This window comes from Klebsiella sp. 54 (assembly GCF_018223875.1).
In the GTDB taxonomy this organism is placed as follows: domain Bacteria; phylum Pseudomonadota; class Gammaproteobacteria; order Enterobacterales; family Enterobacteriaceae; genus Klebsiella; species Klebsiella quasipneumoniae.
On the sequence record NZ_JAGRRA010000007.1, the window covers coordinates 76,598 to 102,895 of the forward strand.

Below are 26,298 nucleotides of genomic sequence, written 5' to 3' on the forward strand. Positions count from 1 at the left end.
GGGCTTACCGCGCCCTGTCAGGCAGATTGAGGATATGGTCCTGCCAGTCGACAACGGTGGACTCGGGCACCGCTATATGGCGGACGGAGATACGTTCGCCGTGCATCGCCGCTTTTGAGCCGGTCAGCAGCGGGTGCCAGGCCGGCAGAGGTTTGCCTTCCGCCAGCAGGCGATAGGCGCAGGTCGGCGGCAGCCATTCGAAGGTCGGCAGATTTTCACGAGTGAGCTTGATGCAGTCCGGCTCATATTCGAAGCGACGCTCGTAGTTACGGCACTGGCAGGTTTTGATATTGAGCTGACGGCAGGCGACGTTGGTGAAGTAGATCTCATCGGTATCTTCATCCATCAGCTTATGCAGGCAGCACTGGCCGCAGCCGTCGCACAGCGATTCCCACTCCGCGTCGGTCATGTCATCCAGGGTTTTTTGTTGCCAGAAAGGTTGTTCGCTCATCGGAATGTCCGTCGTTGCCAGTTAAGGGTGCACCTTATAACCAGTCTGGCACGACGATGCAAGTTTTGCCGCCCCAAAAGGCGGCAAACCGCGCTTACAGTACGCGGGTGGTGAGCGACAGGCCGTTGAAACCGACCTCCAGCTCGTCGCCGCTGTGCAGCGGTCCCACCCCTTCGGGGGTGCCGGTGAGGATCACGTCGCCGGCTTTGAGGGTAAAAAAGCGCGACATGTAGGCGATCAGCGGCACAATCTTATGGATCATGTCGGCGGTAGTGCCCTGCTGGCGCACTTCGCCGTTAATCTTCAGACTTAACGGCGTATTCTGCGGGTCGCCGTGGAACTCGGCCGCCGGAATAAAGCCGGAGATCGGACAGGCGTTATCGAAGCCTTTGGCCTTCTCCCACGGCTGCCCGGCCTTTTTCATTTTAGCTTGCAGGTCGCGCAGGGTGAGATCCAGCGCGACGCCATAGCCGGCAATCCCTTTCAGCACATGCTCTTCCGTCGCCTGACGCAGCGTACCGCCGATCAGCACCGCCAGCTCCACTTCATGATGCACCGAACCCAGCCCCTCAGGAAGCACCAACGGCTGACGGAGATCGCACAGCGCGCTCTCAGGTTTAATAAACAGCACCGGCTCTTCCGGCGTCGCACTGCCCATTTCCTTGATGTGCTTTGCATAATTGCTGCCGACGCAAACCACTTTGCTCACCGGATAATCCAGGAGCGCTCCCTGCCAGTTATGATGTTGGTACATTATTTTCCCTCGTGGGTTAATCGGATTGTTTCCCCTGTTCCGCCAGGTGTTTCTTTAGTAGATTTTCAGATGGCGGAGGAAGTTGCAGGTAATAGCCCTGTTCGCTTAGCGCCTGTTTCACTTTTTCAAGGTCGGCGTTAACCAGTTTTTTGCGCCCATCAAGCGGCAGCAGCATCGCCATTTGCGGCGTGCCGAAACCGCGCATGAGCTCGTCAGGAACGCGTGAGAAATCGTCCTTTTTTTCGACGTATAAATAGGTTTGTTCACGTTTAGTACTTCGATAGATCACACAAAACATAGTTTTACTCGGAATTAGACCCGTGGTCACTTGCCTCAATATATCAGTGACTATAACATGCCTTTTAGTCTTCGGAATATCACCGCACTTCGGCGGTCGATAAACAGCAAATTGAGTAAGGCCAGGATGTCAAATACGCCAATCGAACTTAAAGGCAGTAGCTTCACGTTATCTGTCGTTCATTTGCACGATGCAAATCCCGAGGTTATTCGTCAGGCGTTAGAAGACAAAATCGCCCAGGCTCCCGCCTTTTTACGCCATGCTCCGGTGGTGGTGAATATCGCCAGCGTCGAGGAGAGTGTCGAATGGCGCGCCGTCAACGAGGCTATCGCCGCGACCGGTTTACGCATTATGGGCGTCAGCGGATGCAAAATCCCGCGCCTGAAAACCGAAATCGACCGCGCCGGGATCCCGTTATTAACCGAAGGGAAAGAAAAAGCCCCTCGTCCGGCACCGTCCGAACCCGCCCCGCCGCCGCCAGTTGCTAGTCAGATCACAAAAACGCGTTTGATTGATCAGCCGGTACGTTCCGGTCAGCGCATTTATGCGCCACACTGTGATCTTATTGTTACAAATCATGTGAGTGCCGGTGCGGAACTTATCGCTGACGGCAATATCCATGTATATGGCATGATGCGAGGACGCGCATTGGCAGGCGCCGGTGGCGACAGAGACGCCCAGATATTTTGTACCCACCTTGCGGCGGAGCTGGTCTCCATCGCTGGGGAATATTGGCTGAGCGATAACATCCCGGCCGAATTTTATGGCAAAGCGGCACGCCTGCGTTTAGGCGAAAGCGCTTTGACAATTCAACCGTTAAATTAATCCCTTTTTAACAAGGAATTTCTATGGCACGCATTATTGTTGTGACTTCGGGTAAAGGGGGCGTTGGCAAGACCACCTCCAGCGCGGCCATCGCTACAGGTTTGGCCCAGAAGGGAAAGAAAACCGTCGTTATCGACTTCGACATCGGCCTGCGTAACCTCGACCTGATTATGGGCTGCGAACGTCGCGTCGTTTATGATTTCGTCAACGTCATCCAGGGCGATGCCACATTGAACCAGGCGCTGATCAAAGATAAGCGCACGGAAAACCTCTACATTCTTCCGGCGTCCCAGACCCGGGATAAAGACGCCCTGACCCGCGAAGGCGTCGACAAAGTTCTCGAAGAACTGAAGAAGATGGAGTTCGATTTCATCGTCTGTGACTCCCCGGCAGGCATTGAAACCGGTGCGCTGATGGCGCTCTATTTCGCTGACGAAGCCATTATTACTACCAACCCGGAAGTCTCCTCCGTTCGCGACTCCGACCGTATCCTTGGCATTCTCGCCTCCAAATCCCGCCGCGCGGAAAATGGCGAAGAGCCGATCAAAGAGCACCTGCTACTGACCCGCTACAATCCAGGCCGCGTCAATAAAGGCGATATGCTGAGCATGGAAGACGTGCTGGAGATTCTGCGCATCAACCTGGTGGGCGTGATCCCGGAAGACCAGTCAGTCCTGCGCGCATCCAACCAGGGTGAGCCTGTGATCCTCGATGCCGCGTCGGACGCAGGCAAAGCCTATGCCGATACCGTTGAACGTCTGCTCGGAGAAGAACGCCCTTTCCGCTTCATTGAAGAAGAGAAGAAAGGATTCCTCAAACGCCTGTTCGGAGGATAAATTATGGCTTTACTCGACTTTTTTCTCTCGCGAAAAAAGAACACGGCTAATATTGCGAAAGAACGCCTGCAAATCATCGTCGCCGAGCGCCGCCGCGGGGACGCGGAGCCACATTACCTGCCGCAGTTGCGCAAAGATATCCTGGAAGTGATCTGTAAATACGTGCAGATCGACCCGGAGATGGTCAGCGTGCAACTGGAGCAGCGGGACGGTGATATTTCCATTCTTGAGCTGAACGTGACCCTACCCGAAACGGAAGAGTCGAAACCCTGACCTGCTGTTCCATCCCGAAAAAAAACCGGCTACGCCACGCGCCGCCGGTTTTTTTATGGCCTGAACCAGACCGTCCGCTAGCGCGGATAGTCGCTTAACAGCCTCTTCAGCCGTTCGGCCATCAGCTCACCACGCCAACCGGAAATCAGCTCAGGCTCAGCGGCCTGCGTTTTCAGCTGCCAGTGCCAGTTCAGCAGCTGGTTGATCTGCCGACGCGACGCCAGCAGCTCCGCGCTTACGCCCTTCTCAGCGCTCACTTCCTGCACCAGCGCTTTAATATCTTTAAAGGCTTTGCGGTAGCCCGGCATGTCGATTAGATTCTGCAGCGGCGCCGGCAGGGCCGACTCCGGCAGCGCCTGTGCTTTCTCGACCAGGCTAATCAGCGTTTTGCCATGGAAGCGAATTTCGCTACCGGACAACCCGAGGCTGTCGAGCTCGCCGAGGCTGGTGGGCATATAGCGCGCCACGCTCCACAGATGCTCTTCCCGCACCACAAAGTTCACCGCCAGGTCGCGCTCCCGCGCTTTGCGCAGGCGCCACTCCGCCAGCAGCTGCAGGCAGCCCAGCTGGCGGGTACGCAGCTGCCAGGCGTTGCCGATATCGCGCCAGGCCTCAGCCGGGTCGACCACCTCCTGGCGACGCTGCTGCATCAGGCGGCATTCGTCCAGTGCCGCCGATAGCCAGCCCGCGCGATCGGTCTCCGCCATTAATTGGCTGGCGATCGGCAACAGGTACCAGACGTCGGCCGCGGCATATTCACACTGACGCTCGGTTAGCGGACGCGCCAGCCAGTCGGTGCGGGATTCGCTTTTGTCCAGCGCAACCCCGGAATACTCTTCCACCATCGAGGCGAAGCCCCAGGACATCGGCCGACCGCAGAAGGCTGCCAGGATCTGGGTGTCGATCAGCGGCTGCGGCATCAGGTTGAACGCGTTGAGAAAGACTTCTAAATCTTCGCTGCCGGCATGCAGGTATTTGGTCACATCCGGGTTGAGCAGCAGCTCGCGCATCGGCGCCCAGTCGGTAATCGTCAAGGGATCGATCAGAGAGACCTGGCGGCCGTCGAACAGCTGCAGCAGCCCCAGCTGCGGGTAATAGGTGCGGGTACGGACAAATTCCGTATCCAGAGCGACGGCGGAGGCGGCGCTTGCCGCTTCGCAGACAGCGCGCAGGCCATCGTCGGTGGTGATCATCTGATAGTTCAAAGCATACTCTCTTAACTTGCGCCCATAAAAAACGCCGGCGTAGCCGGCGTCTGGCGACTCATTCGTTACTTAGCCTTTATTGTCCACTTTAGCGCGCGCTTCGTCACGCAGTTCTCGCCGCAAAATTTTCCCGACGTTGGATTTCGGCAGTTCGTCACGGAATTCCACCAGCTTCGGTACCTTGTAACCGGTCAAATGGCGACGGCAGAACGTAATCAGCGCTTCTTCGGTTAACGCGGCATCTTTCTTCACCACGAAGATCTTCACCGCTTCGCCGCTGCTGCCGGACGGCACGCCGATGGCCGCCACCTCAAGCACGCCGCTGTGCTGCATGACCACATCTTCGATTTCATTCGGATAGACGTTAAAACCCGACACCAGGATCATATCTTTTTTCCGGTCAACGATGCGCAGGAATCCCTCTTCATCCATCACCGCGATGTCCCCGGTGTGCAACCAGCCGTCTTTAATAATCTCATCCGTCGCGTCAGGACGCTGCCAGTAGCCCAGCATCACCTGCGGCCCCTTGATACAGAGCTCGCCCGGCTGACCCGGCGCCACTTCGTTATCGTCGTCGTCCACCAGTTTGGCTTCAGTGGAGGGCACCGGCAGGCCAATGCTGCCGCTGTGGTAGTCGATGTCGTGCGGGTTGACGCTGACCAGCGGCGAACACTCGGTCAGGCCGTAGCCCTCCAGCAGATATTGTCCGGTCAGTTTCACCCAGCGCTCAGCCACCGCCTGCTGCACTGGCATGCCGCCGCCGGCGGAGAGGTGCAGCGAGGAGAAATCAAGCTGCTGGAACTCTTTGTTGTTCAGCAAGGCGTTGAACAGGGTGTTGACCCCGGTCATGGCGGTAAACGGATATTTCGCCAGCTCCTTCACCAGCCCGGGGATATCGCGCGGGTTGGTGATCAGCAGATTCTGCCCGCCCAGCTCGATAAACAGCAGGCAGTTCATGGTGAGGGCGAAAATGTGATACAGCGGCAGCGCGGTGACCACAAACTCTTTGCCGCGATGCAGCAGCGGGCCGTAGGTGGCATTGACCTGCTCAAGGTTGGCCAGCATGTTGCGGTGGGTCAGCATCGCCCCTTTAGCCACCCCGGTGGTGCCCCCGGTGTACTGTAGAAACGCCAGATCTTCCGCAACGATCTCCGGCTTCACGTACTGCATGCGATAGCCGTGCTGCAGCGCGCTGCGAAACGAGATGGCATCCGGTAGATGGTACTTCGGCACCAGCCGCTTGATGTACTTAACCACAAAGTTCACCAGCGTGCCTTTGGCGGTGGAGAGCTGGTCGCCCATGCGCGTCAGGATCACGTGTTTCACCTGGGTCTTCGCCACCACTTTTTCCAGGGTATGGGCAAAGTTGGAGACGATGACGATCGCCGCCGCGCCGCTGTCGTTGAGCTGATGCTCCAGTTCACGCGGGGTATATAAGGGGTTGACGTTAACCACGATCATCCCGGCGCGCAGGATGCCAAACAGGGCCACCGGATACTGCAGCAGGTTAGGCATCATCAGGGCCACCCGGTCGCCCTTCTGTAGTCCTAAGCCCTCCTGAAGGTAAGCGGCGAAGGCGCGACTGCGCTCTTCCAGCTTACGATAGGTCATCACTTCACCCATATTGATAAACGCCGGTTGGTCGGCGTAGCGGGTGGTGGCATGTTCAAACAGTTCAACCAGGGATTGATAGCGGTCAGGATTTATCTCCGCCGGAACATCTGCGGGATAACGGTTTAGCCAAACCTTTTTCACTGCATCACCTCTGAAATAGTTATTCGTCGTCATCACAGCCCCTGGAAAATACATTTTGTTAACATTATATTAACTCAGCGTACCAGTTTATTAATTAGGCAATGAGCAGGTTGCGAAGCGCGTCACTATTTTTTTTCTTATTCGACTGAAAACAAAGAAACAGCGGACCGGCCGCTGTTTCTTTGAACTAACAAAAACAACAAAATCATTCGGTTACAACGTTTCTGACCTCAGCTGGGCCGGGGTTGTACCACCCCCATCCGCCATAGCCGTAACCCCAGGGGCGCGGACCCAGCATCCACGGGTCGATCGGCTGCGGGGGCATCACCACCTGCTGCACCACGTTCCAGCGTTTGTAGCCGGTGGCGTTCATCAGCATAAATTTGTAGGGCGTGCTGCCTACTTTGCCTTCGACCACTCCGGCAATCGGCCCGACCACGGTCACTAGCTGACCGCGGAAGTCCACCGGATCGAGGAAGCCATTAACATCGGCATAGATCCGCCCGCGCGAGGGTTCGCCAAGTTCCGGTCGCGCACCGCTGTCCAGCGGCACGGTAGCGATTTCTAAGCGGGTTTTCCCCTGCTGGTTCTGCACGTTGACCACCTTGCCGCCAAAGCGCGCTTCCTGACCGACGTACAGCTGCGGGGCATTCATCACCCGCACTAAATCCTGCTGCGGCGTGGGGCTGGTGCCTTTGATGGCATCCGGCACCGATACGCAGCCGCTCAGCGCAACGGCAACTGCCGCGGCCAGCAGCAAGCGAACGCCCTGTATTTGACCCGCCATGATGCGACTCCTTTTCTCAGTCTTCTTGTTACTGAGATTCACTCGCGGCCCGGAAGTTTCTTCCACGCCACCTCGTTACGCAAATAAACCGGCTCCGCTTTCTCCACGGCCACGGTTTTCCCTGCCGCCAGCAGATAACAGGCTAACGGCAGCATATCCTCTGCCGCCGGCAGTTCAATTTCGCCGCTGCTTAAGGTCAGTCCGCTCTCTTTCGCCAGATCCGGCCACGCCTGCCAGCCGGTGCCGACGGTGGCCCATTCGCCGGAAAGCTGCGCCAGCCGTTCGGCCACCGCGTCCGGTTTGAGCACCGCTTCCGTCTCTTCGCCGTGCCAGACGCCCTGCTCGTCGCGCTGATACTCGGCCCAGTAGACTTCCCCCATCCGGGCGTCAATCGCCGCCAGCACGCGGGTGGCGCCGGTTTTGCGCCACGCGCCCTGCGCCATGGTGGCCAGCGTGGAAACACCGATCATCGGCAGCTCCGCGCCCAGCGCCAGCCCCTGAGCGATACCGATGCCAATGCGTACGCCGGTAAAGCTGCCAGGACCGCGGCCAAAGGCCAGCGCGTCCAGCTCGGTCAGGGTGGTGCCGCTCTCGGCGAGGACCTCCTGCACCAGCGGCAGGATACGTTGGGTATGTTCGCGGGGACAAATTTCGAAATGAGCACTAAGGGTGCCATCATTCCACAGCGCTGCGGAGCAGGCTTCTGTGGCGGTATCGATAGCCAAAATTCGCATGGGTGGTCACGCTCTCGTTACATAGTTCAGGCCTTCAGGCAGCCTGTTTTCCGGCAGACGGACAACCCGTCGCCACACCGCCCGAAGTCTAGTGGGAACCGCTAATTAACAAAATGGCGCGCAGCTTAACACATTTCAGGGCGGATTACCTTGCCGGCGGCACGGCGAGAAAGCGCACCGCCCGGCGGATATCGCGGGTTCGCGGCGCCGGCGGCAGACTGGCCAGAAAGACCGCGCCGTAGGGGCGCATCACCAGCCGGTTGTCGCAGATCACCAGCACCCCGCGATCGTCGATATCGCGGATCAGGCGGCCCACCCCCTGCTTAAGGGTGATCACCGCGTCCGGGAGCTGCACTTCATCGAACGGATCGCCGCCGCGCAGCCGGCAATCTTCCATCCGCGCTTTCAGCAACGGATCGTCCGGCGAGGTAAACGGCAGCTTATCAATGATCACCAGCGACAGCGCGTCGCCGCGCACGTCGACCCCTTCCCAGAAGCTGCTGGTGGCCACCAGCAGGGCATTGCCGGCGCTGACGAACTGCTGCAGAAGCTGGCCTTTACTGGTCTCGCCCTGCAGCAGCACCGGCAGAGTCATGGTGGCGCGGAACTGCTCCGCCAGATCGCGCATCATGGCGTGCGAAGTGCACAGCATAAAGCAGCGACCGTCGTTAGCCTCGATCAGCGGCTTGAGCATCGCCGCCAGATGGCGCGCCGCGCCGGGCTGGTTCGGCAGCGGTAGGTTACGCGGCACGCAGAGCAGCGCCTGATGCTGATAATCAAAGGGGCTCGGCAGCAGCAGTGTCTGCGCCTCGTCGATCCCCAGCCGGGCGGTGAAATGGTGCAGATCGTCGTTTACCGACAGCGTCGCCGAGGTAAAGATCCAGCTCCCCGACTTCTGCGCCATCACCTCTTTAAACTTCTCGGCCACGGTCAACGGCGTCAGCGCAAGGGTAAAGTGGCGCGAAGTGCATTCATACCAGTAACTGTAGCCCGGCTGATTGATCTCTTTCAGCCGCTTCAGGCGCCCGCGATAAAGGGTGGCGCGCTCAAAGGCGGCATCGAGCAGCGCCGAACGCCCCAGCGAGAGTTTGGCGACGTCGTAACACAGTTCAAGCGCATCATCGAGCAGCAGCAGCGCCCGCTGAATGTGGCTGTCCGCCAGCAGTTCGCGCAGGTTGCCGCGGTAGCCAGGGTCCCCCAGCTGCAGGCGGAAATCCTGGGCGCTTTGCGCCAGGCGGTCGGCGCATTTTTGCAGCTGTTGAGTGTCTTTCAGTTCGGTGCGATAGGCAATGGTGATGTCTTTCGCCAGATCCAGCAGCTGGCGGCTGGAGAGCGACTGGCCAAAGTACTGGCTGGCGATATCCGGCAGCTGATGGGCTTCGTCGAAGATCATCACCTCCGCCTCGGGGATCAGTTCGGCAAAGCCGCTCTCTTTGACCACCATATCGGCAAGGAACAGGTGATGGTTGACGACCACTACGTCGGCGTCCATCGCTTTTTTACGCGCCTTCACCACGAAGCAATCTTTATACAGCGGGCAGTCGCTGCCGAGGCAGTTATCGTTGGTGCTGGTGACCAGCGGCCAGGCCTGGGAATCTTCCGCCACGCTGGCGCAGGTGCTGATATCGCCATCCTGAGTTTGGTTCGACCAGGAGCGCAGGAGGATCACGTCGCTGAGGGTTTGCACCGGCAGATCGCCGCCCGCCAGCGCCTGCTGTTCCAGGCGTTCTAGGCACAGGTAGTTGGAGCGCCCTTTGAGCAGCGCCAGTTTGCCGGTGAATTTGAGCGCTTTGGCGACGGTGGGCAGATCGCGGCTGTAGAGCTGATCCTGCAGCGCTTTCGACCCTGTGGAGATAATCACCTTTTTTTTCGCCCGCAGCGCTGGCGCCAGGTAAGCGTAGGTTTTACCGGTTCCGGTCCCCGCTTCCACCACCAGCGGCCGGGAGGCCTCAATCGCTTCGCTGACCGCCACCGCCATCTGGCGCTGCGGCTCGCGCGGTTTAAATCCCGGTATGGCTTTGGCTAGCTGGCCGTCTGCTGCAAAATCGTCGATCACATTGCCCCCTGGTTATTTGGACAGTGATTATGTCAGGGAGGGCGGCGTTTCGCCAGTCCGGGTAGTGACGCGAGCGGAACATTATGGCAGTCTTGCCGCAGCTAAATGGAATGCTCAGAGAGGAATGAGAAATGACAATTACGCGTATTGATGCCGAAGCCCGCTGGTCAGATGTAGTGATCCACAATCAGACCCTTTACTACACCGGCGTGCCGGCGAATCTTGATGCCGATGCCTTCGAGCAAACCGCCAACACCCTGGCGCAGATTGACGCGGTGCTGGAAAAACAGGGCAGCGACAAGTCGCGCATTCTTGACGCCACCATTTTCCTCGCCGACAAAAGCGACTTTGCGGCGATGAATAAAGCGTGGGACGCCTGGGTGGTAGCCGGTCACGCCCCGGTGCGCTGCACGGTGGAAGCAACGCTGATGAACCCGCAGTATAAGGTTGAAATCAAAATTATCGCCGCGGTGTAATTACTCGTCTTCGTCTTCATCTTCAAAGCGCGCGACGATCCGTTCGCCGGTATGCGTCGCGCGTAGCTCTTCCGCCACCAGGGCAATCGCCTGGCCACTGCTCATCCCCTGGGCCATCAGTTCCTGGATACGTTCGACCGCTTTTTGCTGTTGCTCGTGGCTCAGCGAAGGTAAACCTGCAAACATCTTGTACTCCTGCTACATTGTGGGGCGTAATTATTTCACGCCGTCCCCGCCTACGCCAGAGGGACGGTAACGTTCAGGATCGAGAAAGATGTTGTCCCCCGCGATTATTACCCTGCCCTGGCGCCCGGATGCCGCCGAACACTATTTTACGCCGTTAAGCGCCCTGCCCTGGGCGATGCTGCTACATTCCGGCTTTGCCGACCATCCGCATAACCGTTTTGATATCCTGGTGGCGGCCCCGCGCGCCACGCTGCTGACGCGCGGTGAACAGACCTGGGTCGATGACGGCGAGACCACTTTTGTCTCGGCGGACGATCCGCTGCAACTACTCCAGCAGCAGCTGGATCGTCAGCCGTTCACGCCGCAGCCCCATGAGGATTTGCCGTTTCTTGGCGGCGCGCTGGGGCTGTTCGGTTACGATCTGGGCCGCCGTTTTGAGCGACTTCCCACTGTGGCGCAGGCCGATATCGCGCTGCCGGATATGGCGGTGGGGATTTATGACTGGGCGCTAATCGTCGACCATCAGCGCCAGCAGGTGTCGCTGCTCAGCTATGACGACCCGCAGCAGCGTCTGCAGTGGCTGGAGGCGCAAACGTCGGCGCCAGGTGAAACCTTCACCCTGACCTCTGCCTGGCAGTCAAATATGAGCCGCCAGCAATACGGCGAGAAATTTCGTCAGGTGCAGGCCTATCTGCGCAGCGGTGACTGCTATCAGGTCAATCTCGCCCAGCGTTTTCAGGCACGCTACGTCGGGAATGAATGGCAGGCTTTCCGCCAGTTGAACGCCGCCAACCGCGCCCCCTTTAGCGCCTTCATCCGCCTTGCGGAAGGGGCGATTTTAAGCCTGTCGCCGGAGCGATTTATTCAGCTCCGCCAGGGGGAAATCCAGACGCGCCCGATTAAGGGCACCCTGCCGCGGCTCGATTCGCCGCTGGCGGATGCGCAGCAGGCGGAGAAGCTGGCGAACTCGCCGAAAGATCGCGCCGAGAATTTAATGATTGTCGACCTGATGCGCAACGACATCGGCCGCGTCGCCGTCCCGGGCAGCGTGCGGGTCCCTGAGCTGTTCGTGGTGGAGCCGTTCCCGGCGGTCCATCATCTGGTCAGCACCATCACCGCCCGCCTGCCGGCGACGCTGCACGCCAGCGATCTGCTGCGCGCCGCCTTCCCGGGAGGGTCGATCACCGGCGCGCCGAAGGTCCGGGCGATGGAGATTATTGATGAACTGGAACCCCAGCGACGTAACGCCTGGTGCGGGAGCATCGGCTATCTGAGCTATTGCGGCAATATGGATACCAGCATCACCATTCGCACCCTAACGGCCTGGCAGGGGCAACTGTACTGTTCCGCCGGCGGCGGGATTGTGGCGGATAGTGAGGAAGCCGCAGAATATCAGGAAACTTTTGATAAAGTTAATCGTATCCTGCACCAACTGGAGAACTAGACCATGGCGGACCGCGCCCTCAATCTGGATGACTTTCTGTCCCGCTTTCAGCTGCTGCGTCCACAGCCTTCGCCACAGGCGCTAAACCAGCGGCAGGCGGCGGTGCTGGTACCGATCGTACGCCGGCCGCAGCCTGGCCTGCTGTTGACCCAGCGTTCGCCGTTGCTGCGCAAGCACGCCGGCCAGGTCGCCTTTCCCGGTGGGGCGGTAGATAATACCGATGCGACGCTTATCGCCGCCGCTCTGCGCGAAGCCCAGGAAGAGGTGGCGATCCCGCCAGAGAAGGTTGAGGTGATTGGCGTTCTGCCGCCGGTGGACAGTGTCACCGGCTTCCAGGTGACGCCGGTGGTGGGCATTATTCCACCGGATCTGCACTATCACGCCAGCCAGGACGAGGTCTCCGCGGTATTTGAAATGCCGCTCGCCGAAGCCCTGCGCCTCGGGCGCTACCATCCTCTCGATATCCACCGCCGGGGCAACGACCACCGCGTCTGGCTCTCCTGGTACCAGCATTATTTTGTCTGGGGAATGACCGCCGGGATCATTCGCAAGCTGGCGCTGCAGATAGGCGCGCGCCCTTAGCTATACTGATTATGAGAGGGCGCTCTCACTATTAGTAAAATCGCGGTTATCCATTAGTTTAATTCATGTGAATAGTTGAACTGACAGGGCGCTTCCCTCTTACACTATGCGCAGTTATTACATCGTTACCGCACCCGCGGTAACCCTGTCAGGAGTATTATCGTGATTAGTCTATTCGACATGTTTAAGGTGGGGATTGGTCCCTCATCTTCCCACACTGTTGGCCCGATGAAGGCCGGTAAACAGTTCGTCGATGACCTGGTCGAAAAAGGATTGCTTAATGCAGTGACCCGCGTGGCGGTTGACGTCTACGGTTCGCTGTCATTAACCGGCAAAGGCCACCATACGGACATCGCCATTATCATGGGACTGGCGGGCAATCAGCCCGATACGGTCGATATAGACGCGATACCGGCATTTATCCGTGACGTCGAGACACGCGGCCGTCTGCTGCTGGCCAACGGTCAGCACGAAGTGGACTTCCCGGCGGATGACGGCATGCGTTTTCGCAGCGACAATCTGCCGCTGCACGAAAACGGCATGACCATTCATGCCTGGGCCGGCGAGAAAGAGATCTACTGCAAGACCTATTACTCGATTGGCGGCGGCTTTATCGTCGATGAAGAGCACTTCGGCAAAGAGAACGCCAACGAACTGCAGGTGCCCTACCCGTTTAAATCGGCGCAGGAAATGCTGGCCTACTGCAAAGAGACCGGCCTGTCGCTCTCCGGGATGGTGATGCAGAACGAGCTGGCGCTGCACAGCAAAAAAGAGATCGAGGACTATTTCGCTAATGTCTGGCAGACCATGCGCGCCTGTATCGACCGCGGCATGAACACCGAAGGCGTGCTGCCTGGCCCGCTGCGCGTACCGCGTCGCGCGTCGGCGCTGCGTCGTCTGCTGGTGGCCAGCGATAAGCTCTCCAGCGATCCGATGAACGTCGTTGACTGGGTCAACATGTTCGCGCTGGCGGTCAATGAAGAGAACGCCGCCGGCGGTCGCGTGGTGACCGCGCCGACCAACGGCGCCTGCGGCATCGTTCCGGCGGTACTCGCTTATTACGATCACTTTATCGAATCCGTCAGCCCGGAGATCTATATCCGCTACTTTATGGCCTGCGGTGCGATCGGCGCGCTGTACAAGATGAATGCCTCCATTTCCGGCGCCGAAGTCGGCTGTCAGGGCGAAGTGGGCGTCGCCTGCTCGATGGCGGCGGCGGGTCTGGCCGAACTGCTCGGCGCCAGCCCGGAACAGGTCTGCGTGGCGGCGGAGATCGGCATGGAACATAACCTCGGACTGACCTGCGACCCGGTCGCCGGCCAGGTACAGGTGCCGTGCATTGAACGTAACGCCATCGCCTCCGTGAAAGCGATCAACGCCGCGCGGATGGCAATGCGCCGCACCAGCGAACCGCGCGTCTCGCTCGATAAAGTGATCGAGACCATGTACGAAACCGGCAAAGACATGAACGCCAAGTACCGCGAAACTTCGCGCGGCGGACTGGCGATTAAAGTTCAGTGTGACTAAAGTGTTGGCTTTCGCCTGCCCCCTCCCGGTGCGCAGGCGTAAAGCGAGGGGAACTGAAAGCCCCCTGCCTTCCTGATGCGCCCTCTGTGGCGCATTTCTTTTTTCTATACCTGACGATATTCTGCCACTACAATTGCTCTATTAAATAAGCCACGCTTAACCACTCGTCCTGTCGACAGGGTGTCGCACATGCAGACTGCACAAAAAGTCATTACGGCCTATCGTCGCAAACGCATTATTGTCTGCCTGCTGGTAGCCCTGGTGACCCTGGGCGCCACCTTAGCTATCCGATTTATTTCGCAGCGTAGCGAAAATGAAGGCTATATTCGCATGGCCGCCAGCCAACGGGTGGCGGCGCTGGATAACATCCTGCGTCCGCTGAGCGCGCAGCGAACCACCCTGCTTCCTCTGGTGGGCCACCCCTGCCCGGATATCCATTTGTCGCTGCGTAAAATCGCGGCCTCGTTGCAGACCGTTCGTTCCGTCGCGCTCGTGACGTCAGGTATCGTTTACTGTTCGAGTATTTTTGGGCCGCGACAGTCGGATTTACATCGCCTGCAGCCTGCGCTTCCTGCACCCCGTCCTCTGCTGCTCTTTTCGAACGACAGCTCCTTGCTCAAAGGCACACCGGTGCTGATACAGTGGTATCCAGCCTCGGAGAGAGGCGTGGATGGCGTGATGCTGATTGTCAATATCGAGCTGCTGGGGACCTTAATTCTCAACGAAAAATCATCCCTGATAAGCGACGTCAGCCTGCAGGTTGGCGATCGTTATTTTAGCAGCAGCCATGGGCTTCTCGAGAAAGCGCATACCCCGCCGGGAACGGTGATTTATCGCCAGCGCTCTACCGAGTTTCCGTTTATCGTCAATATCAATGGCCCTGGCGCCTCTGCGATTGCGCTTGAGGAGCTGCCCGGCGAGCTGCCGCTGGCGCTGATCTTCAGCCTGTTGATGACCGGCATCGCCTGGCTGGCCACCGCCGGCAGAATGAGCTTCTCGCGGGAGATAAGCCTCGGTATTTCCGCCCGGGAGTTTGCCCTCTGGTGCCAGCCGCTGCAGGATGCGCGCAGCGGCCGCTGCTGCGGGGTGGAGATCCTGCTGCGCTGGAACAACCCTCGCCGCGGTGCGATTTCGCCGGAGGTGTTTATTCCCATCGCCGAAGGGGACAATCTGATCATCCCCCTCACCCGCTATGTGATTGCCGAAACCGCCCGCCGTCTGGATGCTTTTCCCCGCGACCGCCAGTTTCATATCGCGATTAACGTCGCTGCCCGCCACTTTGCCAACGGCTTACTGCTGCATGACCTGCATAATTACTGGTTCAGCATGAACCCGGTACAGCAGCTGGTGGTCGAGCTGACCGAACGCGATGTCCTGCAGGATGGCGACCAGCACATGGCCGAAGATCTGCACCAGAAAGGCGTCCAGCTGGCGATCGATGACTTTGGCACCGGCAACAGCTCCCTGTCGTGGCTGGAAACACTGCGCCCGGACGTGCTGAAGATTGACCGCTCGTTTACCAGCTCGGTGGGGATAGACAGCGTCAATGCCACGGTGACCGATATCATTATCGCCCTCGCCAACCGGCTGAATATTATTACCGTTGCCGAAGGGGTGGAGACGCAGGAACAGGAAAGCTACCTCAGAGACCACGGTGTCGATGTGCTGCAGGGGTTTTATTATGCCCGGCCGATGCCGGTGGAGGCATTCCCGGCGTGGCTGGCCAGTCGAGAGGCAACAGAATAACGCACCGGTCCCCAAGGGGACCGGTGCGCAGGACGATTACTCTTCTTCGTCGCTCGGCGGACGGGTGACCACCGCGCGAACCAGATCGACCCGGTAGTCATTCGCTTCCACCACGGTGAAATGCAGCGGCGGTAATGACACCACGTCGCCAATGCGCGGGATATGGCCATTGGCGGAGATCACCAGACCAGCAACCGTAGCAATATCCTCATCGTCATTGATCAGCGGATCCAGCCCCAGCGCCTGCTGCAACGCATGCAGGTCGGTCGACCCCTTAATAAGCCAGCCGTCGCCATCGATAACGATCTCCGGCGTCTCATCGGCGTCCGGGAATTCTCCAGCGATCGCTTCCAGAACGTCCAGCGGGGTCACTAATCCCTGCACCACGCCAAATTCATTGGTCACGATGACGAAACTGCCGCGGGCGCGGCGCAGGACGCCGAGCAGATTGATCGGGTCCAGCGTTTCAGGTACCACGATCGCCGGGGAGGCGGAGGCCAGCGCCGCGACGTTTTCGCCCGACTCCAGAGCCACCAGCATCTCCTTCGCCCGCACGATACCAATGATTTCATCCAGTTCTCCGCGGCAGACCGGGAACAGACTGTGCGGCGACGAAAGCAGCTGACGGCGAATTTCATCTTCACTCTGCTCGGCGTCGACCCAGCTGATTTCCCCGCGCGGCGTCATGATGCTGCGCAGAGAGCGCTGAGCCAGGGTCAGCACGCCGTTAATCATGTAGCGCTCTTCTTCCGCAAAGGCGCCTTCCGGTACCGGCACCGCCGCCGGGCTGTCAGCGTCGTGGTTGACGGAGGCCTGTTTATTACGGCCGCCCATCAGACGCAAGATCGCATCCGCGGTACGGGCGCGCAGCGGCAACGTCGACTGGTGACGTACAAAGTTGCGGCGCGCCACCTGGTTAAAGAACTCAATGATGATCGAGAAACCGATCGCCGCGTAAAGGTACCCTTTCGGAATATGGAAGCCAAACCCTTCCGCCACCAGACTCAGGCCGATCATCAACAGGAAGCTCAGACAGAGCACCACCACCGTCGGGTGCTGGTTGACAAAGCGCGTCAACGGCTTGGAGGCCAGCAGCATCATGATCATCGCAATCACGACCGCTGCCATCATCACCGGCAGATGGTTCACCATCCCGACCGCGGTGATCACCGCGTCCAGTGAGAAGACGGCATCCAGCACTACGATCTGCAGTACCACCACCCAGAAACTGGCATAGCCTTTCCCGTGACCGGCATCGTGCTGGCGGTTTTCCAGCCGTTCATGCAGCTCAGTTGTCGCCTTGAACAGCAAGAAGATCCCGCCAAGCAGCATGATGAGGTCACGCCCGGAAAAGGAGAAATCGGCGATAGTAATCAGCGGCTTCGTCAGCGTCACCATCCAGGAGATCACCGACAGCAGCCCCAGGCGCATCACCAGCGCCAGCGACAGGCCGATCAGTCGCGCTTTATCACGCTGCTTCGGCGGCAGTTTGTCCGCCAGGATGGCAATAAACACCAGGTTATCAATACCGAGCACAATTTCCAGAACGATAAGCGTCAACAGGCCGGCCCAGATTGAGGGATCCATTAACAATTCCATGTGCGACTCCGGTTAGCGGCAAGGTCAGTCATCGCCATGTCATGCACGGACGCGACAATAGATGCTGAAAGATAAGCGTGATGCGTGGAGGTGGCAACCAGGTGCCAGAAAGTGAAAAGACGTCGATGACGGTCCATACTGCGGGCTATGCCCTATACTCCTGAGTAATTAAACGGAAGTTAAACATAGCAAAATATAGAGCGAAATTGGAAAAGATTTACCTGAATTTGCAATAACTAAGGCTATTTTTTGCGCTGCAAAATTATTAGCAGGCGATGCCTGATTAACGGATCTTCATCACATTAATTATTTTTTCACTGTCTAAAATAATTCGCGGTAGTAACTATTTTCTATCTTACACCCTAACTGAATCGATTTTGTCCTCAAAAGTGATTCAGGATGTATCAAAGCAGATGATGCATTCACGATAATAAAGGAGGTAGCAAGTGACGATTGCTATTGTAATAGGCACACATGGTTGGGCTGCAGAACAGCTGCTGAAAACAGCAGAGATGCTGTTGGGCGAGCAGGAAAACGTTGGCTGGATCGATTTCGTTCCGGGTGAAAACGCCGAAACGCTGATCGAGAAATACAATGCCCAGTTGGCAAAACTGGATACCAGTAAAGGCGTGCTGTTTCTCGTCGATACATGGGGAGGCAGCCCGTTCAACGCTGCGAGCCGCATTGTCGTCGATAAAGAGCACTACGAAGTTATCGCCGGCGTCAACATCCCGATGCTGGTGGAAACCTTCATGGCCCGCGATGACGATCCTTCCTTTGATGAGCTGGTCGCCTTAGCGGTAGAGACCGGCAGCGAAGGCGTGAAAGCGCTGAAGGCCAAACCGGTGGAAAAAGCGGCCCCTGCGCCCGCTCCAGCCGCGGCGCCTAAAGCCGCAGCACCGGCCAAACCGATGGGTCCGAATGACTACATGGTGATTGGCCTCGCGCGTATCGACGATCGCCTGATCCATGGTCAGGTCGCCACCCGTTGGACCAAAGAGACCAACGTCACCCGCATCATCGTCGTCAGCGACGAAGTCGCCGCAGATACCGTGCGCAAAACCCTGTTGACCCAGGTTGCGCCGCCGGGCGTCACCGCCCACGTGGTGGACGTCGCCAAAATGATCCGCGTCTACAACAACCCGATGTACGCCGGACAGCGCGTCATGCTGCTGTTTACTAACCCGACCGACGTTGAGCGCGTCGTCGAGGGCGGCGTGAAAATCACCAGCGTCAACATCGGCGGTATGGCGTTCCGCCAGGGCAAAACCCAGGTTAACAACGCGATTTCGGTCGATGCCAAAGATATTGAGGCGTTTAACAAGCTGAACGCACGCGGTATCGAGCTGGAGGCACGTAAAGTGTCCACCGACCCGAAACTGAAAATGATGGATCTGATCGCCAAGGTCGATAAATAACCCGGACGATCGCGCCCCAGTTTTCACTTTAAGACTTAATCAACAGGAGAAGTACAATGGAGATTACCCTTCTTCAGATTGTGCTGGTGTTCATCGTCGCGTGTATTGCGGGTATGGAGTCGGTGCTTGATGAATTTCAGTTCCACCGTCCTCTGGTCGCCTGTACGCTGATCGGCGCCGTTCTCGGCGATATGAAAACCGGTATTATTATCGGCGGTACGCTGGAAATGATCGCCCTGGGCTGGATGAACATCGGTGCGGCGGTTGCCCCTGATGCCGCGCTGGCGTCCATTATTTCCACCGTTCTGGTTATTGCCGGCCATCAGAGCATCGGCGCCGGCATCGCGCTGGCTATCCCGCTGGCGGCTGCAGGCCAGGTGCTGACCATCATCGTGCGTACTATCACCGTAGCCTTCCAGCACGCGGCGGATAAAGCGGCGGAGAATGGCAACCTGACTGCCCTGTCGTGGCTGCACGTCTCGTCCCTGTTCCTGCAGGCGATGCGTATCGCTATCCCGGCCGTCATCGTGGCCATTTCCGTCGGTACCAGCGAAGTCCAGGGCCTGCTGAACGCAATCCCTGAAGTGGTCACCAGCGGCCTGAACATTGCCGGCGGCATGATCGTGGTGGTTGGTTACGCGATGGTCATCAATATGATGCGCGCGGGCTACCTGATGCCGTTCTTCTACCTCGGCTTCGTCACCGCCGCCTTCACCAACTTCAACCTGGTGGCCCTGGGCGTGATTGGCGCGGTCATGGCAATCCTCTACATCCAGCTGAGCCCGAAATATAACCGCGTCGCCGGTGCCCCGGCTCAGGCGGCTGGTAACAACGATCTCGATAACGAACTGGACTAACAGGTGAGCGAAATGGTTGATATGACTAAAAATACCACCGAGAAAAAACTCACTCAGAGTGATATTCGTGGCGTGTTCATTCGTTCTAACCTGTTCCAGGGTTCATGGAACTTCGAACGTATGCAGGCGCTGGGCTTCTGCTTCTCTATGGTTCCGGCGATTCGTCGTCTGTACCCGGAGAATAACGATGCGCGTAAGCAGGCGATTAAGCGTCACCTTGAGTTCTTCAATACCCATCCTTACGTTGCCGCTCCGGTACTGGGCGTAACGCTGGCGATGGAAGAGCAGCGCGCCAATGGCGCAGAGATTGACGATGGCGCTATCAACGGCATCAAAGTCGGTCTGATGGGACCGCTGGCCGGCGTCGGCGACCCGATCTTCTGGGGCACTGTGCGTCCGGTGTTCGCGGCCTTAGGCGCCGGGATCGCGATGAGCGGAAGCCTGCTCGGCCCTCTGCTGTTCTTTATCCTGTTCAACGCAGTGCGACTGCTGACCCGCTACTATGGCGTCGCCTACGGCTACCGCAAAGGCGTGGACATCGTGAAAGATATGGGCGGCGGCTTCCTGCAGAAACTGACTGAGGGGGCGTCAATCCTCGGCCTGTTTGTCATGGGGGCGCTGGTTAACAAGTGGACGCACGTGAACATTCCGATGGTGGTGTCAAAAATCACCGGCTCTGACGGACAGGTTCATGTCACCACGGTGCAGACGATCCTCGACCAGCTGATGCCGGGCCTGGTACCGCTGCTGCTGACCTTCGCCTGTATGTGGCTGCTGCGTAAGAAAGTTAACCCGCTGTGGATCATCGTTGGCTTCTTCGTCATCGGTATCGCAGGCTACGCTGTCGGCCTGCTGGGTCTGTAATTTCCAGGTTGTACGCCGGGGGCTAGCCCCCGGCTTTTTTTTATCAGGAGGAACGCAAAGCAATGACATTCACGGACCTGGTGATCATCCTGTTCATCCTTGCGCTACTGGCCTACGCGGTGTATGACCAGTTTATTATGCCGAGGCGCAACGGCCCGGTGCTGCTGGCCATTCCCCTGCTTCGCCGCAGCCGCGTTGACGGCCTGATCTTTGTCGGCCTCATCGCCATTCTGATCTATAACAACATCACCCAGCACGGCACCCCGATCACCACCTGGCTATTGTCTGCGCTGGCGCTGATGGGACTCTATTTATTCTGGATCCGTACGCCGAAAATCATTTTCAAACCGCGCGGCTTTTTCTTCGCCAACGTGTGGATAGAATATCAGCGAATTAAAGAGATGAATTTATCCGAAGACGGCGTGCTGGTGATGCAATTAGAGCAACGGCGGCTGCTGATTCGCGTACGAAATATCGACGATCTGGAGAAGATATACAAACTTATTGTTTCAACTCAATGAGTTATAAATATAGCCAGCGCTATGCTTTTTCCGATTTCGTCTGGGGGATTATATAGCCATGGCTATATTTCCCCACCTGCTCTTCTGTTTTTCATTAACTATTTATTTACTTATAAATTCAAATGAAAATCGTTATCATTTGGTTATTAAAATAGCCCTCTTCTGTTATTGTTTTATATTCTAAAAATATGTTAAGGTTGCGCCCGTCGTTGGGGAGTAGCCGATTTCCTGCCCGCCAGGAAATGTACGTGTCAACATACTCGTTGCAAAACGTGGCACGTACGGGTTGAAGTGATTCAATCAGGCGAGACCATAGATACATCACTGCTGTACGTATTGCTCAGCCATTGAGCGGCTCCGCGTATATTTACTGGGGGCAGCGATGTGTCATATGGATTATCCCCGGTCAGGACAGGCACATGAATTTATCCGCAACCCTTCTTCTCGCTTTCGGCATGTCTATGGACGCCTTCGCGGCCTCTATTGGCAAAGGCGCCACCCTGCACAAACCCAAATTCTCAGAAGCAGTGCGCACCGGGCTGATTTTTGGCGCTATTGAAACCCTGACGCCGCTGGTCGGCTGGGGACTGGGCATGCTGGCCAGCCAGTTTGTTCTCGAATGGAACCACTGGATTGCCTTTATTCTGCTGGTGTTTCTCGGCGGGCGGATGATCATCGAGGGGTTTCGCGGCGACAGCGACGAGGCGTGCGAGGCGCCTCGCCGGCATGGCTTCTGGCTGCTGGTCACCACCGCCTTCGCCACCAGCCTTGACGCCATGGCGGTCGGCGTCGGCCTGGCCTTCCTGCAGGTCAGCATTGTCACCACCGCGCTGGCGATCGGCTGCGCCACCTTTATCATGTCGACGCTGGGGATCATGGTAGGTCGCTTTATCGGCCCGCTGCTGGGCAAACGGGCCGAAATTCTCGGCGGTATCGTGCTGATTGGCATCGGCAGCGAAATCCTCTGGAGCCATTTCGCCGGTTAAGCTTTACTCCTCGCGCTGCCAGCAATGGATCATAAAATCGGTCTGGCAGCCAAAGGTTGCCTGCTGACGCAGCGCGTCATGCACGTCGGCCTTGGCCCGCCACGCGAACGGCGTCATCTGCAGCAGAGCCTGCGCTTCACTGCCCGTCAGGGTCATCGGATAAGCCAGCTGCTGCTGAGCAGCCAGGCGGAACCCCGGCATCGCTTCCGTCTTCAGCTCATGCAGGCGGATCTCATCGTAAATCAGCCCTTTCAGCTCCAGCAAATGGCGGGGTCCCGGCGTGGCGGTGATCACCCACCCGCCAGGCCGCACCACTCGCGCCAGCTCACCGGCGTTGCAGGGGGCGTAAATGCGCACTATCGCATCGAAGCTGTTATCGGAGAACGGCAGACGCTGGCTGGAGGCGACGCAAAAATTCACCTGCGGATAGCGTTTTGCCGCCGCGCGAATTGCCGGCTTCGACACGTCCAGCCCCCAGCTGCGGCTGGCGATGGCGGCAAACGCGTGGGTGTAATATCCTTCGCCACAGCCGATATCCAGTAACGCCTGAGGGGCAGCGTGCCGCAGTCGTTCAGCGATAGCGTCCCGCAGCGGCTGATAATGCCCGGCGTCAAGGAACGCCCGACGGGCCTGCATCATCTCAGCGCTGTCGCCGGGATCGCGCGACCGTTTGAACTGCACCGGTAGCAGATTGACGTACCCCTCTTTCGCCAGATCGAACTGGTGCCGCTGCGGGCAGGAATAGTGGTTGTCGCTACGGCTGAGCGGCGCGTGGCAAAGGGGGCAACTGTATGACATGACGGCTCCGGTGTCGCTGAAAGGGCGAAAGTGTAGCGCTATTCGCCCTTGCAGACCACTGTTACAGCGCCGGCGCCAGCGGGTGGCTGTCGTGCATGACGATCAGATTCTCCGCGCCTTGCGGCATACCGTCCGGCATGACGTTCTCCAGCCGCAGGACGTCGCCCATAATCTGGCTGAATACCGGGGCGGAAACGGCCCCGCCGTAATACGAGCCATTGCTGGGATCGTTCATCACTACCACCAGCGCGAACTGCGGACGGCTGGCGGGCGCCACGCCGGCGGTATAGGCCACATATTTATCGATATATTTGCCGTCCGGGCCGATCTTCTTCGCCGTCCCCGTTTTTACCGCCACCCGATAGTCGCGCACCGCCGCCTTAGTGCCGCCTCCGCCCGGGAGCGCCACGCTCTCCATCATATGCTCCACGCTGTGGACAATATTCTCCGGCATTACGCGCGTGCCAATCACTGGCGGGTCGATGCGGGTGATCGACAACGGTCGTTCAATGCCGAAGCCGCCGATGGTGGCATAAACATGCGCCAGCTGGAGCGGGGTCACCATCAAACCATAGCCGAAAGCGAAGGTGGCGCGATCCAGTTGCCCCCAGTAGCGACGATGCGGCATCAGCCCAGCGCTTTCCCCGGTCAACCCCAGCCCCGTCGGCTCGCCGAAACCGAAAGCCGTATAGGTGTCAATCAGATGCTGCACCGGCATGGCCAGCGAGAGATGCGACACGCCGGTATCGCTGGATTTCTGCAGGATCCCGGTCAGGCTCAGCTCCGGATAATAGCCGACATCGCGGATACGGTGGCCGTCAAGGACAAACGGATGGGTGTCCACGACGCTGTCCGGCTGGACAATCCCCTGCTGCAGCGCGGTCATGATCACCAGCGGTTTGACGGTCGACCCCGGCTCGAAGGTATCGCTGATGGCCCGGTTGCGAAAATCATCCAGCGTTGCGGCATCGCGATTGTTTGGATTGAAATCGGGATAGCTGGCCATCGCCAGGATCTCGCCGGTATCGATTTTGATCAGCACCGCTGCCCCTGACTCGGCTTTATTCCAGCGAACAGCGTTGTCGAGGGCATCTTCCGTTACCGTCTGCAGGCGCTCATCGATACTCAACTGCAGATTATGCGCCGGCACCGGCGGTACTTCGGTAATATTCTCAATCACATTGCCATGTTTATCTTTACGCACCAGACGTCGCCCGGGTTTACCGGTCAACTGGGCGTTGAAGCTTTTCTCCACCCCTTCGATGCCCTGATTATCGACATTGGTAAAGCCCAGCAGATTGGCAGCCACGTGGCCTGCCGGATAGAAACGCCGCGATTCATCACGCAGGTAGACGCCAGGCAGATGCAGTTTATCAATCCACTCCGCCTGCTCGGGATTGATCTGCCGCGCCAGATAGAGAAAGCGGGCGTGAGGATGGCTCTGTACCCGCTGGGCCAGTTCCCCGAGGTTGAGATGCAGCGCTTCGGCCATCGCCTGCCAGCGGGGCCCGTAGCCGACGCCGCCTTTCTCCATGGTGGTCTGCGGATCGATCCAGATCGCGCTAACCGGAACGCTCACCGCCAGCGGTCGTCCTTCCCGGTCGGTGATCATCCCCCGCTCAACCGCAACGGGCTCTTCGCGCAGAGAACGCATATCCTCTTGTTTTACCAGATTATCGGGGGAAACAACCTGCAGCCAGCCCACGCGGGCCAATAGCAGTCCCAGACAACCGAGTATGGCCACACAGAGTAACCCGAAGCGAATCGGGGTAAAGCTGGCGGCGGACTTCATTTTTTTGTTTAGCACCATAGCTCCGGCATTGTTTTGCAACCAACTGATTTAACAGAAAATTAGCAAAACAGACTGCTACACAATGCTAATAAAGTTGAGTATTTGCAACAAGACGCGACGAGAGGGGGGAAAATGACATGCTTTGCAATAAAAACGCAAAAGCCCCGCACAGGCGAGGCTTTTATACAAGAAGAGTGGTCTTGTATCAGATAGCAGTTACGTTAACTGCAGCCGGACCTTTCTGGCCGTCCTGAATTTCGAACTCAACGTTCTGGCCTTCAGCCAGAGTTTTGAAGCCGTTACCCTGGATAGCGGAGAAGTGTACGAACACATCTTTGCTGCCATCAGCCGGAGTAATGAAACCAAAACCTTTAGACTCGTTGAACCACTTAACTTGACCTTTAATCTTTGCCATTTGCAAAATTCCTTAGACTGTTTTCTTCGCCTGCTGGCGTTTACATAGATAAAACTGACACATAACTGCATGAGGCACTAATTTAAGGTTCGGCAGAGAAGCGGTATTCAACGACAACGTGTTTACTCAGGACTTCTTTACTGAAAATGCCACACATAAACAGAACTGTACCTCGTTTAACCCGAAAGGTGTTATCACACACTACGTAAATAATGGCAAGCCATTTTTAAACGTGTCTCGATCGTTCGCACAAATTATAAGGTAATCCTTTGATCGCCTGCACATTTATGCGTCTTTGCCGCCCCTGGCAAGGCGCTATGGCGTTTATCAATAACGCCGGAGCGCTGCCTTGTAACTGCAACTTTTTTACCATAGCTCAACAACTTCGCTTCGTCCAGGTATGTCCGTATACGAACTGCCAGTATACGGGCGACTGACGAGCCGTGATGAATATTGATGCGCAAAATTCGTTATAACCCCAGACGAAAAATCGCTAAAGCCAGGCCAGTGTAGTGATAATAAATCCTTTCAGTCGTCTCGCTAAAAATAGTGCTAATTCTGCACCTTAATAATGAAAAAAAGATGACAGCGTCACGTTATCCGACAATAAACGCGGCGGGGATCACTTTATTTACAGCGTGTATAAAAGAGGATAGTGCATTGAGAAAGGAATAATGGAATAAGAATAAGATATTACCGACCGCTATCATGCAGGTGCGCATCATATGATGCACACCTGTCGAGGTACTTAGCGCTCTGCCACCAGGCGGATAAACTCATCCTCCCCTTTCGCCTTACCGGCGACGGTCGGCTCGACCACGTCCTCTTTTTCCGGCGCACTGGCTTCGCACAAGCGACGTAGCAGCGCATTCTGCCGCTTTTGCTGATCCAGCAGAGCCTGCAGCAGTTCTATCTGCTCATTCGCCCGCGAGCTGGCGCGGTTGACGAAGAACCATAACAACAGACCGACAAGCAGCAGCGCCACAGACACGGCCAGCGATGCCAGATTTAAGATCCCAGGATTTAGTAACTCACTCATTTCACCACCTCAAAGAGAAGGCGTTCATTCTACCACCCGCGGCGCAGAAGGAAATCAGTCGTCAGAAAAATGTC

The 26,298-nt window shown here is 57.6% G+C and carries 27 protein-coding genes and 1 pseudogene; 13 read left to right on the forward strand and 15 right to left on the reverse strand.

What is annotated here, in order from left to right; translation table 11 throughout:
- Positions 1 to 4: 4 nt before the first annotated feature.
- The 3 genes from KHQ24_RS16985 to KHQ24_RS16995 all read right to left on the reverse strand — a co-directional run bounded on the left by KHQ24_RS16985 (position 5) and on the right by KHQ24_RS16995 (position 1,503).
- Positions 5 to 451 carry a YcgN family cysteine cluster protein gene (locus tag KHQ24_RS16985; RefSeq protein WP_017900197.1) on the reverse strand — a complete coding sequence of 149 codons (447 nt, stop codon included), beginning with the start codon at positions 449 to 451 and terminating at the stop codon, positions 5 to 7.
- Between the two features lie 94 nt (positions 452 to 545).
- On the reverse strand, positions 546 to 1,205 hold the full coding sequence (locus tag KHQ24_RS16990) for a fumarylacetoacetate hydrolase family protein (RefSeq protein WP_023318603.1): 660 nt from the start codon (positions 1,203 to 1,205) through the stop codon (positions 546 to 548).
- A gap of 16 nt (positions 1,206 to 1,221) precedes the next feature.
- Complete coding sequence (locus tag KHQ24_RS16995) at positions 1,222 to 1,503, reverse strand: YcgL domain-containing protein (protein ID WP_004203320.1); 282 nt, start codon at positions 1,501 to 1,503, stop codon at positions 1,222 to 1,224.
- A gap of 126 nt (positions 1,504 to 1,629) precedes the next feature.
- Here KHQ24_RS16995 and minC point away from each other — a divergent pair, with 126 nt between their 5' ends.
- Genes minC through minE form a run of 3 tightly spaced genes read left to right on the forward strand, consistent with a single transcriptional unit; the run spans position 1,630 to position 3,437 of the window.
- Positions 1,630 to 2,328 carry a septum site-determining protein MinC gene (gene minC, locus KHQ24_RS17000; RefSeq protein ID WP_004203323.1) on the forward strand — a complete coding sequence of 233 codons (699 nt, stop codon included), beginning with the start codon at positions 1,630 to 1,632 and terminating at the stop codon, positions 2,326 to 2,328.
- A gap of 23 nt (positions 2,329 to 2,351) precedes the next feature.
- A complete protein-coding gene (gene minD, locus KHQ24_RS17005) occupies positions 2,352 to 3,164 on the forward strand; it encodes a septum site-determining protein MinD (protein WP_002910900.1) in 813 nt (270 codons plus the stop codon).
- 3 nt (positions 3,165 to 3,167) lie between these two features.
- Positions 3,168 to 3,437: a cell division topological specificity factor MinE gene (gene minE / locus KHQ24_RS17010; RefSeq protein ID WP_004103270.1), complete on the forward strand. Its 270-nt coding sequence runs from the start codon at positions 3,168 to 3,170 to the stop codon at positions 3,435 to 3,437.
- Between the two features lie 77 nt (positions 3,438 to 3,514).
- Here minE and rnd read toward each other — a convergent pair whose 3' ends face one another.
- The 5 genes from rnd to KHQ24_RS17035 all read right to left on the reverse strand — a co-directional run bounded on the left by rnd (position 3,515) and on the right by KHQ24_RS17035 (position 9,974).
- Positions 3,515 to 4,630: a ribonuclease D gene (gene rnd / locus KHQ24_RS17015; RefSeq protein ID WP_072500816.1), complete on the reverse strand. Its 1,116-nt coding sequence runs from the start codon at positions 4,628 to 4,630 to the stop codon at positions 3,515 to 3,517.
- A gap of 81 nt (positions 4,631 to 4,711) precedes the next feature.
- Complete coding sequence (gene fadD / locus KHQ24_RS17020) at positions 4,712 to 6,397, reverse strand: long-chain-fatty-acid--CoA ligase FadD (protein WP_025999236.1); 1,686 nt, start codon at positions 6,395 to 6,397, stop codon at positions 4,712 to 4,714.
- Positions 6,398 to 6,602: 205 nt separating this feature from the next.
- Positions 6,603 to 7,184: a Slp family lipoprotein gene (locus KHQ24_RS17025; RefSeq protein ID WP_211777370.1), complete on the reverse strand. Its 582-nt coding sequence runs from the start codon at positions 7,182 to 7,184 to the stop codon at positions 6,603 to 6,605.
- 38 nt (positions 7,185 to 7,222) lie between these two features.
- The gene (gene tsaB / locus KHQ24_RS17030; RefSeq protein WP_017900203.1) at positions 7,223 to 7,918 is read right to left on the reverse strand and encodes a tRNA (adenosine(37)-N6)-threonylcarbamoyltransferase complex dimerization subunit type 1 TsaB; all 696 of its coding nucleotides are present in this window, start codon (positions 7,916 to 7,918) and stop codon (positions 7,223 to 7,225) included.
- A gap of 145 nt (positions 7,919 to 8,063) precedes the next feature.
- Positions 8,064 to 9,974: an ATP-dependent DNA helicase gene (locus KHQ24_RS17035; protein WP_004175456.1), complete on the reverse strand. Its 1,911-nt coding sequence runs from the start codon at positions 9,972 to 9,974 to the stop codon at positions 8,064 to 8,066.
- 131 nt (positions 9,975 to 10,105) lie between these two features.
- On the opposite strand from KHQ24_RS17035, the gene KHQ24_RS17040 reads away from it, so the two are divergent.
- The gene (locus KHQ24_RS17040) at positions 10,106 to 10,450 is read left to right on the forward strand and encodes a RidA family protein (RefSeq protein ID WP_002910910.1); all 345 of its coding nucleotides are present in this window, start codon (positions 10,106 to 10,108) and stop codon (positions 10,448 to 10,450) included.
- Here KHQ24_RS17040 and KHQ24_RS17045 read toward each other — a convergent pair whose 3' ends face one another.
- Positions 10,451 to 10,636 (reverse strand): YoaH family protein, encoded by a 186-nt coding sequence (locus KHQ24_RS17045; protein WP_004203339.1) that lies wholly within the window; start codon positions 10,634 to 10,636, stop codon positions 10,451 to 10,453.
- 88 nt (positions 10,637 to 10,724) lie between these two features.
- On the opposite strand from KHQ24_RS17045, the gene pabB reads away from it, so the two are divergent.
- The 4 genes from pabB to KHQ24_RS17065 all read left to right on the forward strand — a co-directional run bounded on the left by pabB (position 10,725) and on the right by KHQ24_RS17065 (position 15,935).
- Entirely contained in the window at positions 10,725 to 12,080 is a 1,356-nt protein-coding gene (gene pabB / locus KHQ24_RS17050; RefSeq protein WP_049116231.1) for an aminodeoxychorismate synthase component 1, read from the forward strand.
- Positions 12,081 to 12,083: 3 nt separating this feature from the next.
- A complete protein-coding gene (locus KHQ24_RS17055) occupies positions 12,084 to 12,662 on the forward strand; it encodes a CoA pyrophosphatase (protein ID WP_211777371.1) in 579 nt (192 codons plus the stop codon).
- A 162-nt stretch (positions 12,663 to 12,824) separates the two neighbouring features.
- On the forward strand, positions 12,825 to 14,189 hold the full coding sequence (sdaA, locus tag KHQ24_RS17060) for an L-serine ammonia-lyase (RefSeq protein WP_004203344.1): 1,365 nt from the start codon (positions 12,825 to 12,827) through the stop codon (positions 14,187 to 14,189).
- A gap of 189 nt (positions 14,190 to 14,378) precedes the next feature.
- The gene (locus tag KHQ24_RS17065; protein WP_211777372.1) at positions 14,379 to 15,935 is read left to right on the forward strand and encodes an EAL domain-containing protein; all 1,557 of its coding nucleotides are present in this window, start codon (positions 14,379 to 14,381) and stop codon (positions 15,933 to 15,935) included.
- Positions 15,936 to 15,971: 36 nt separating this feature from the next.
- Here the strand turns inward: KHQ24_RS17065 and yoaE are convergent, their stop codons facing one another.
- Positions 15,972 to 17,534: a CNNM family cation transport protein YoaE gene (gene yoaE / locus KHQ24_RS17070; protein WP_004203354.1), complete on the reverse strand. Its 1,563-nt coding sequence runs from the start codon at positions 17,532 to 17,534 to the stop codon at positions 15,972 to 15,974.
- A 446-nt stretch (positions 17,535 to 17,980) separates the two neighbouring features.
- Here yoaE and manX point away from each other — a divergent pair, with 446 nt between their 5' ends.
- The 5 genes from manX (at position 17,981) to mntP (ending at position 22,180) form a co-directional block, all read left to right on the forward strand.
- Positions 17,981 to 18,952, forward strand: a complete 972-nt coding sequence (manX, locus tag KHQ24_RS17075; protein WP_004203357.1) for a PTS mannose transporter subunit IIAB — start codon at positions 17,981 to 17,983, stop codon at positions 18,950 to 18,952.
- Positions 18,953 to 19,008: 56 nt separating this feature from the next.
- Positions 19,009 to 19,809 (forward strand): PTS mannose/fructose/sorbose transporter subunit IIC, encoded by an 801-nt coding sequence (locus KHQ24_RS17080; protein WP_004203359.1) that lies wholly within the window; start codon positions 19,009 to 19,011, stop codon positions 19,807 to 19,809.
- A 12-nt stretch (positions 19,810 to 19,821) separates the two neighbouring features.
- The gene (locus tag KHQ24_RS17085) at positions 19,822 to 20,673 is read left to right on the forward strand and encodes a PTS mannose transporter subunit IID (RefSeq protein WP_004145526.1); all 852 of its coding nucleotides are present in this window, start codon (positions 19,822 to 19,824) and stop codon (positions 20,671 to 20,673) included.
- A 62-nt stretch (positions 20,674 to 20,735) separates the two neighbouring features.
- Positions 20,736 to 21,194, forward strand: coding sequence for a DUF986 family protein (locus KHQ24_RS17090; protein WP_211777373.1), 459 nt, complete (start codon positions 20,736 to 20,738; stop codon positions 21,192 to 21,194).
- 419 nt (positions 21,195 to 21,613) lie between these two features.
- The gene (gene mntP, locus KHQ24_RS17095; RefSeq protein WP_017900206.1) at positions 21,614 to 22,180 is read left to right on the forward strand and encodes a manganese efflux pump MntP; all 567 of its coding nucleotides are present in this window, start codon (positions 21,614 to 21,616) and stop codon (positions 22,178 to 22,180) included.
- 3 nt (positions 22,181 to 22,183) lie between these two features.
- Here the strand turns inward: mntP and rlmA are convergent, their stop codons facing one another.
- The 5 genes and pseudogenes from rlmA to KHQ24_RS17120 all read right to left on the reverse strand — a co-directional run bounded on the left by rlmA (position 22,184) and on the right by KHQ24_RS17120 (position 26,224).
- On the reverse strand, positions 22,184 to 22,978 hold the full coding sequence (gene rlmA, locus KHQ24_RS17100; protein ID WP_048295091.1) for a 23S rRNA (guanine(745)-N(1))-methyltransferase: 795 nt from the start codon (positions 22,976 to 22,978) through the stop codon (positions 22,184 to 22,186).
- A 61-nt stretch (positions 22,979 to 23,039) separates the two neighbouring features.
- Positions 23,040 to 24,788: a peptidoglycan glycosyltransferase FtsI gene (gene ftsI / locus KHQ24_RS17105; RefSeq protein WP_048295092.1), complete on the reverse strand. Its 1,749-nt coding sequence runs from the start codon at positions 24,786 to 24,788 to the stop codon at positions 23,040 to 23,042.
- A 187-nt stretch (positions 24,789 to 24,975) separates the two neighbouring features.
- Complete coding sequence (gene cspE / locus KHQ24_RS17110) at positions 24,976 to 25,185, reverse strand: transcription antiterminator/RNA stability regulator CspE (protein ID WP_001062678.1); 210 nt, start codon at positions 25,183 to 25,185, stop codon at positions 24,976 to 24,978.
- An 85-nt stretch (positions 25,186 to 25,270) separates the two neighbouring features.
- Positions 25,271 to 25,342, reverse strand: a pseudogene (locus tag KHQ24_RS17115) (DUF2627 domain-containing protein); the annotation flags it as partial.
- Between the two features lie 591 nt (positions 25,343 to 25,933).
- Positions 25,934 to 26,224 (reverse strand): YebO family protein, encoded by a 291-nt coding sequence (locus KHQ24_RS17120; protein WP_004203366.1) that lies wholly within the window; start codon positions 26,222 to 26,224, stop codon positions 25,934 to 25,936.
- Between the last annotated feature and the right edge of the window lie 74 nt (positions 26,225 to 26,298).

Excerpts from the sequence above, each read along its gene's own strand:
- KHQ24_RS16985 (WP_017900197.1), bottom strand. The coding sequence starts at position 451 with ATGAGCGAACAACCTTTCTGGCAACAAAAAACCCTGGATGACATGACC.
- KHQ24_RS16990 (WP_023318603.1), bottom strand. The coding sequence starts at position 1,205 with ATGTACCAACATCATAACTGGCAGGGAGCGCTCCTGGATTATCCGGTG.
- KHQ24_RS16995 (WP_004203320.1), bottom strand. The coding sequence starts at position 1,503 with ATGTTTTGTGTGATCTATCGAAGTACTAAACGTGAACAAACCTATTTA.
- minC (WP_004203323.1), top strand. The coding sequence starts at position 1,630 with ATGTCAAATACGCCAATCGAACTTAAAGGCAGTAGCTTCACGTTATCT.
- minD (WP_002910900.1), top strand. The coding sequence starts at position 2,352 with ATGGCACGCATTATTGTTGTGACTTCGGGTAAAGGGGGCGTTGGCAAG.
- minE (WP_004103270.1), top strand. The coding sequence starts at position 3,168 with ATGGCTTTACTCGACTTTTTTCTCTCGCGAAAAAAGAACACGGCTAAT.
- rnd (WP_072500816.1), bottom strand. The coding sequence starts at position 4,630 with ATGATCACCACCGACGATGGCCTGCGCGCTGTCTGCGAAGCGGCAAGC.
- KHQ24_RS17025 (WP_211777370.1), bottom strand. The coding sequence starts at position 7,184 with ATGGCGGGTCAAATACAGGGCGTTCGCTTGCTGCTGGCCGCGGCAGTT.
- tsaB (WP_017900203.1), bottom strand. The coding sequence starts at position 7,918 with ATGCGAATTTTGGCTATCGATACCGCCACAGAAGCCTGCTCCGCAGCG.
- KHQ24_RS17040 (WP_002910910.1), top strand. The coding sequence starts at position 10,106 with ATGACAATTACGCGTATTGATGCCGAAGCCCGCTGGTCAGATGTAGTG.
- KHQ24_RS17045 (WP_004203339.1), bottom strand. The coding sequence starts at position 10,636 with ATGTTTGCAGGTTTACCTTCGCTGAGCCACGAGCAACAGCAAAAAGCG.
- pabB (WP_049116231.1), top strand. The coding sequence starts at position 10,725 with ATGTTGTCCCCCGCGATTATTACCCTGCCCTGGCGCCCGGATGCCGCC.
- KHQ24_RS17055 (WP_211777371.1), top strand. The coding sequence starts at position 12,084 with ATGGCGGACCGCGCCCTCAATCTGGATGACTTTCTGTCCCGCTTTCAG.
- KHQ24_RS17065 (WP_211777372.1), top strand. The coding sequence starts at position 14,379 with ATGCAGACTGCACAAAAAGTCATTACGGCCTATCGTCGCAAACGCATT.
- yoaE (WP_004203354.1), bottom strand. The coding sequence starts at position 17,534 with ATGGAATTGTTAATGGATCCCTCAATCTGGGCCGGCCTGTTGACGCTT.
- KHQ24_RS17080 (WP_004203359.1), top strand. The coding sequence starts at position 19,009 with ATGGAGATTACCCTTCTTCAGATTGTGCTGGTGTTCATCGTCGCGTGT.
- KHQ24_RS17085 (WP_004145526.1), top strand. The coding sequence starts at position 19,822 with ATGGTTGATATGACTAAAAATACCACCGAGAAAAAACTCACTCAGAGT.
- KHQ24_RS17090 (WP_211777373.1), top strand. The coding sequence starts at position 20,736 with ATGACATTCACGGACCTGGTGATCATCCTGTTCATCCTTGCGCTACTG.
- mntP (WP_017900206.1), top strand. The coding sequence starts at position 21,614 with ATGAATTTATCCGCAACCCTTCTTCTCGCTTTCGGCATGTCTATGGAC.
- rlmA (WP_048295091.1), bottom strand. The coding sequence starts at position 22,978 with ATGTCATACAGTTGCCCCCTTTGCCACGCGCCGCTCAGCCGTAGCGAC.
- ftsI (WP_048295092.1), bottom strand. The coding sequence starts at position 24,788 with ATGGTGCTAAACAAAAAAATGAAGTCCGCCGCCAGCTTTACCCCGATT.
- cspE (WP_001062678.1), bottom strand. The coding sequence starts at position 25,185 with ATGGCAAAGATTAAAGGTCAAGTTAAGTGGTTCAACGAGTCTAAAGGT.
- KHQ24_RS17120 (WP_004203366.1), bottom strand. The coding sequence starts at position 26,224 with ATGAGTGAGTTACTAAATCCTGGGATCTTAAATCTGGCATCGCTGGCC.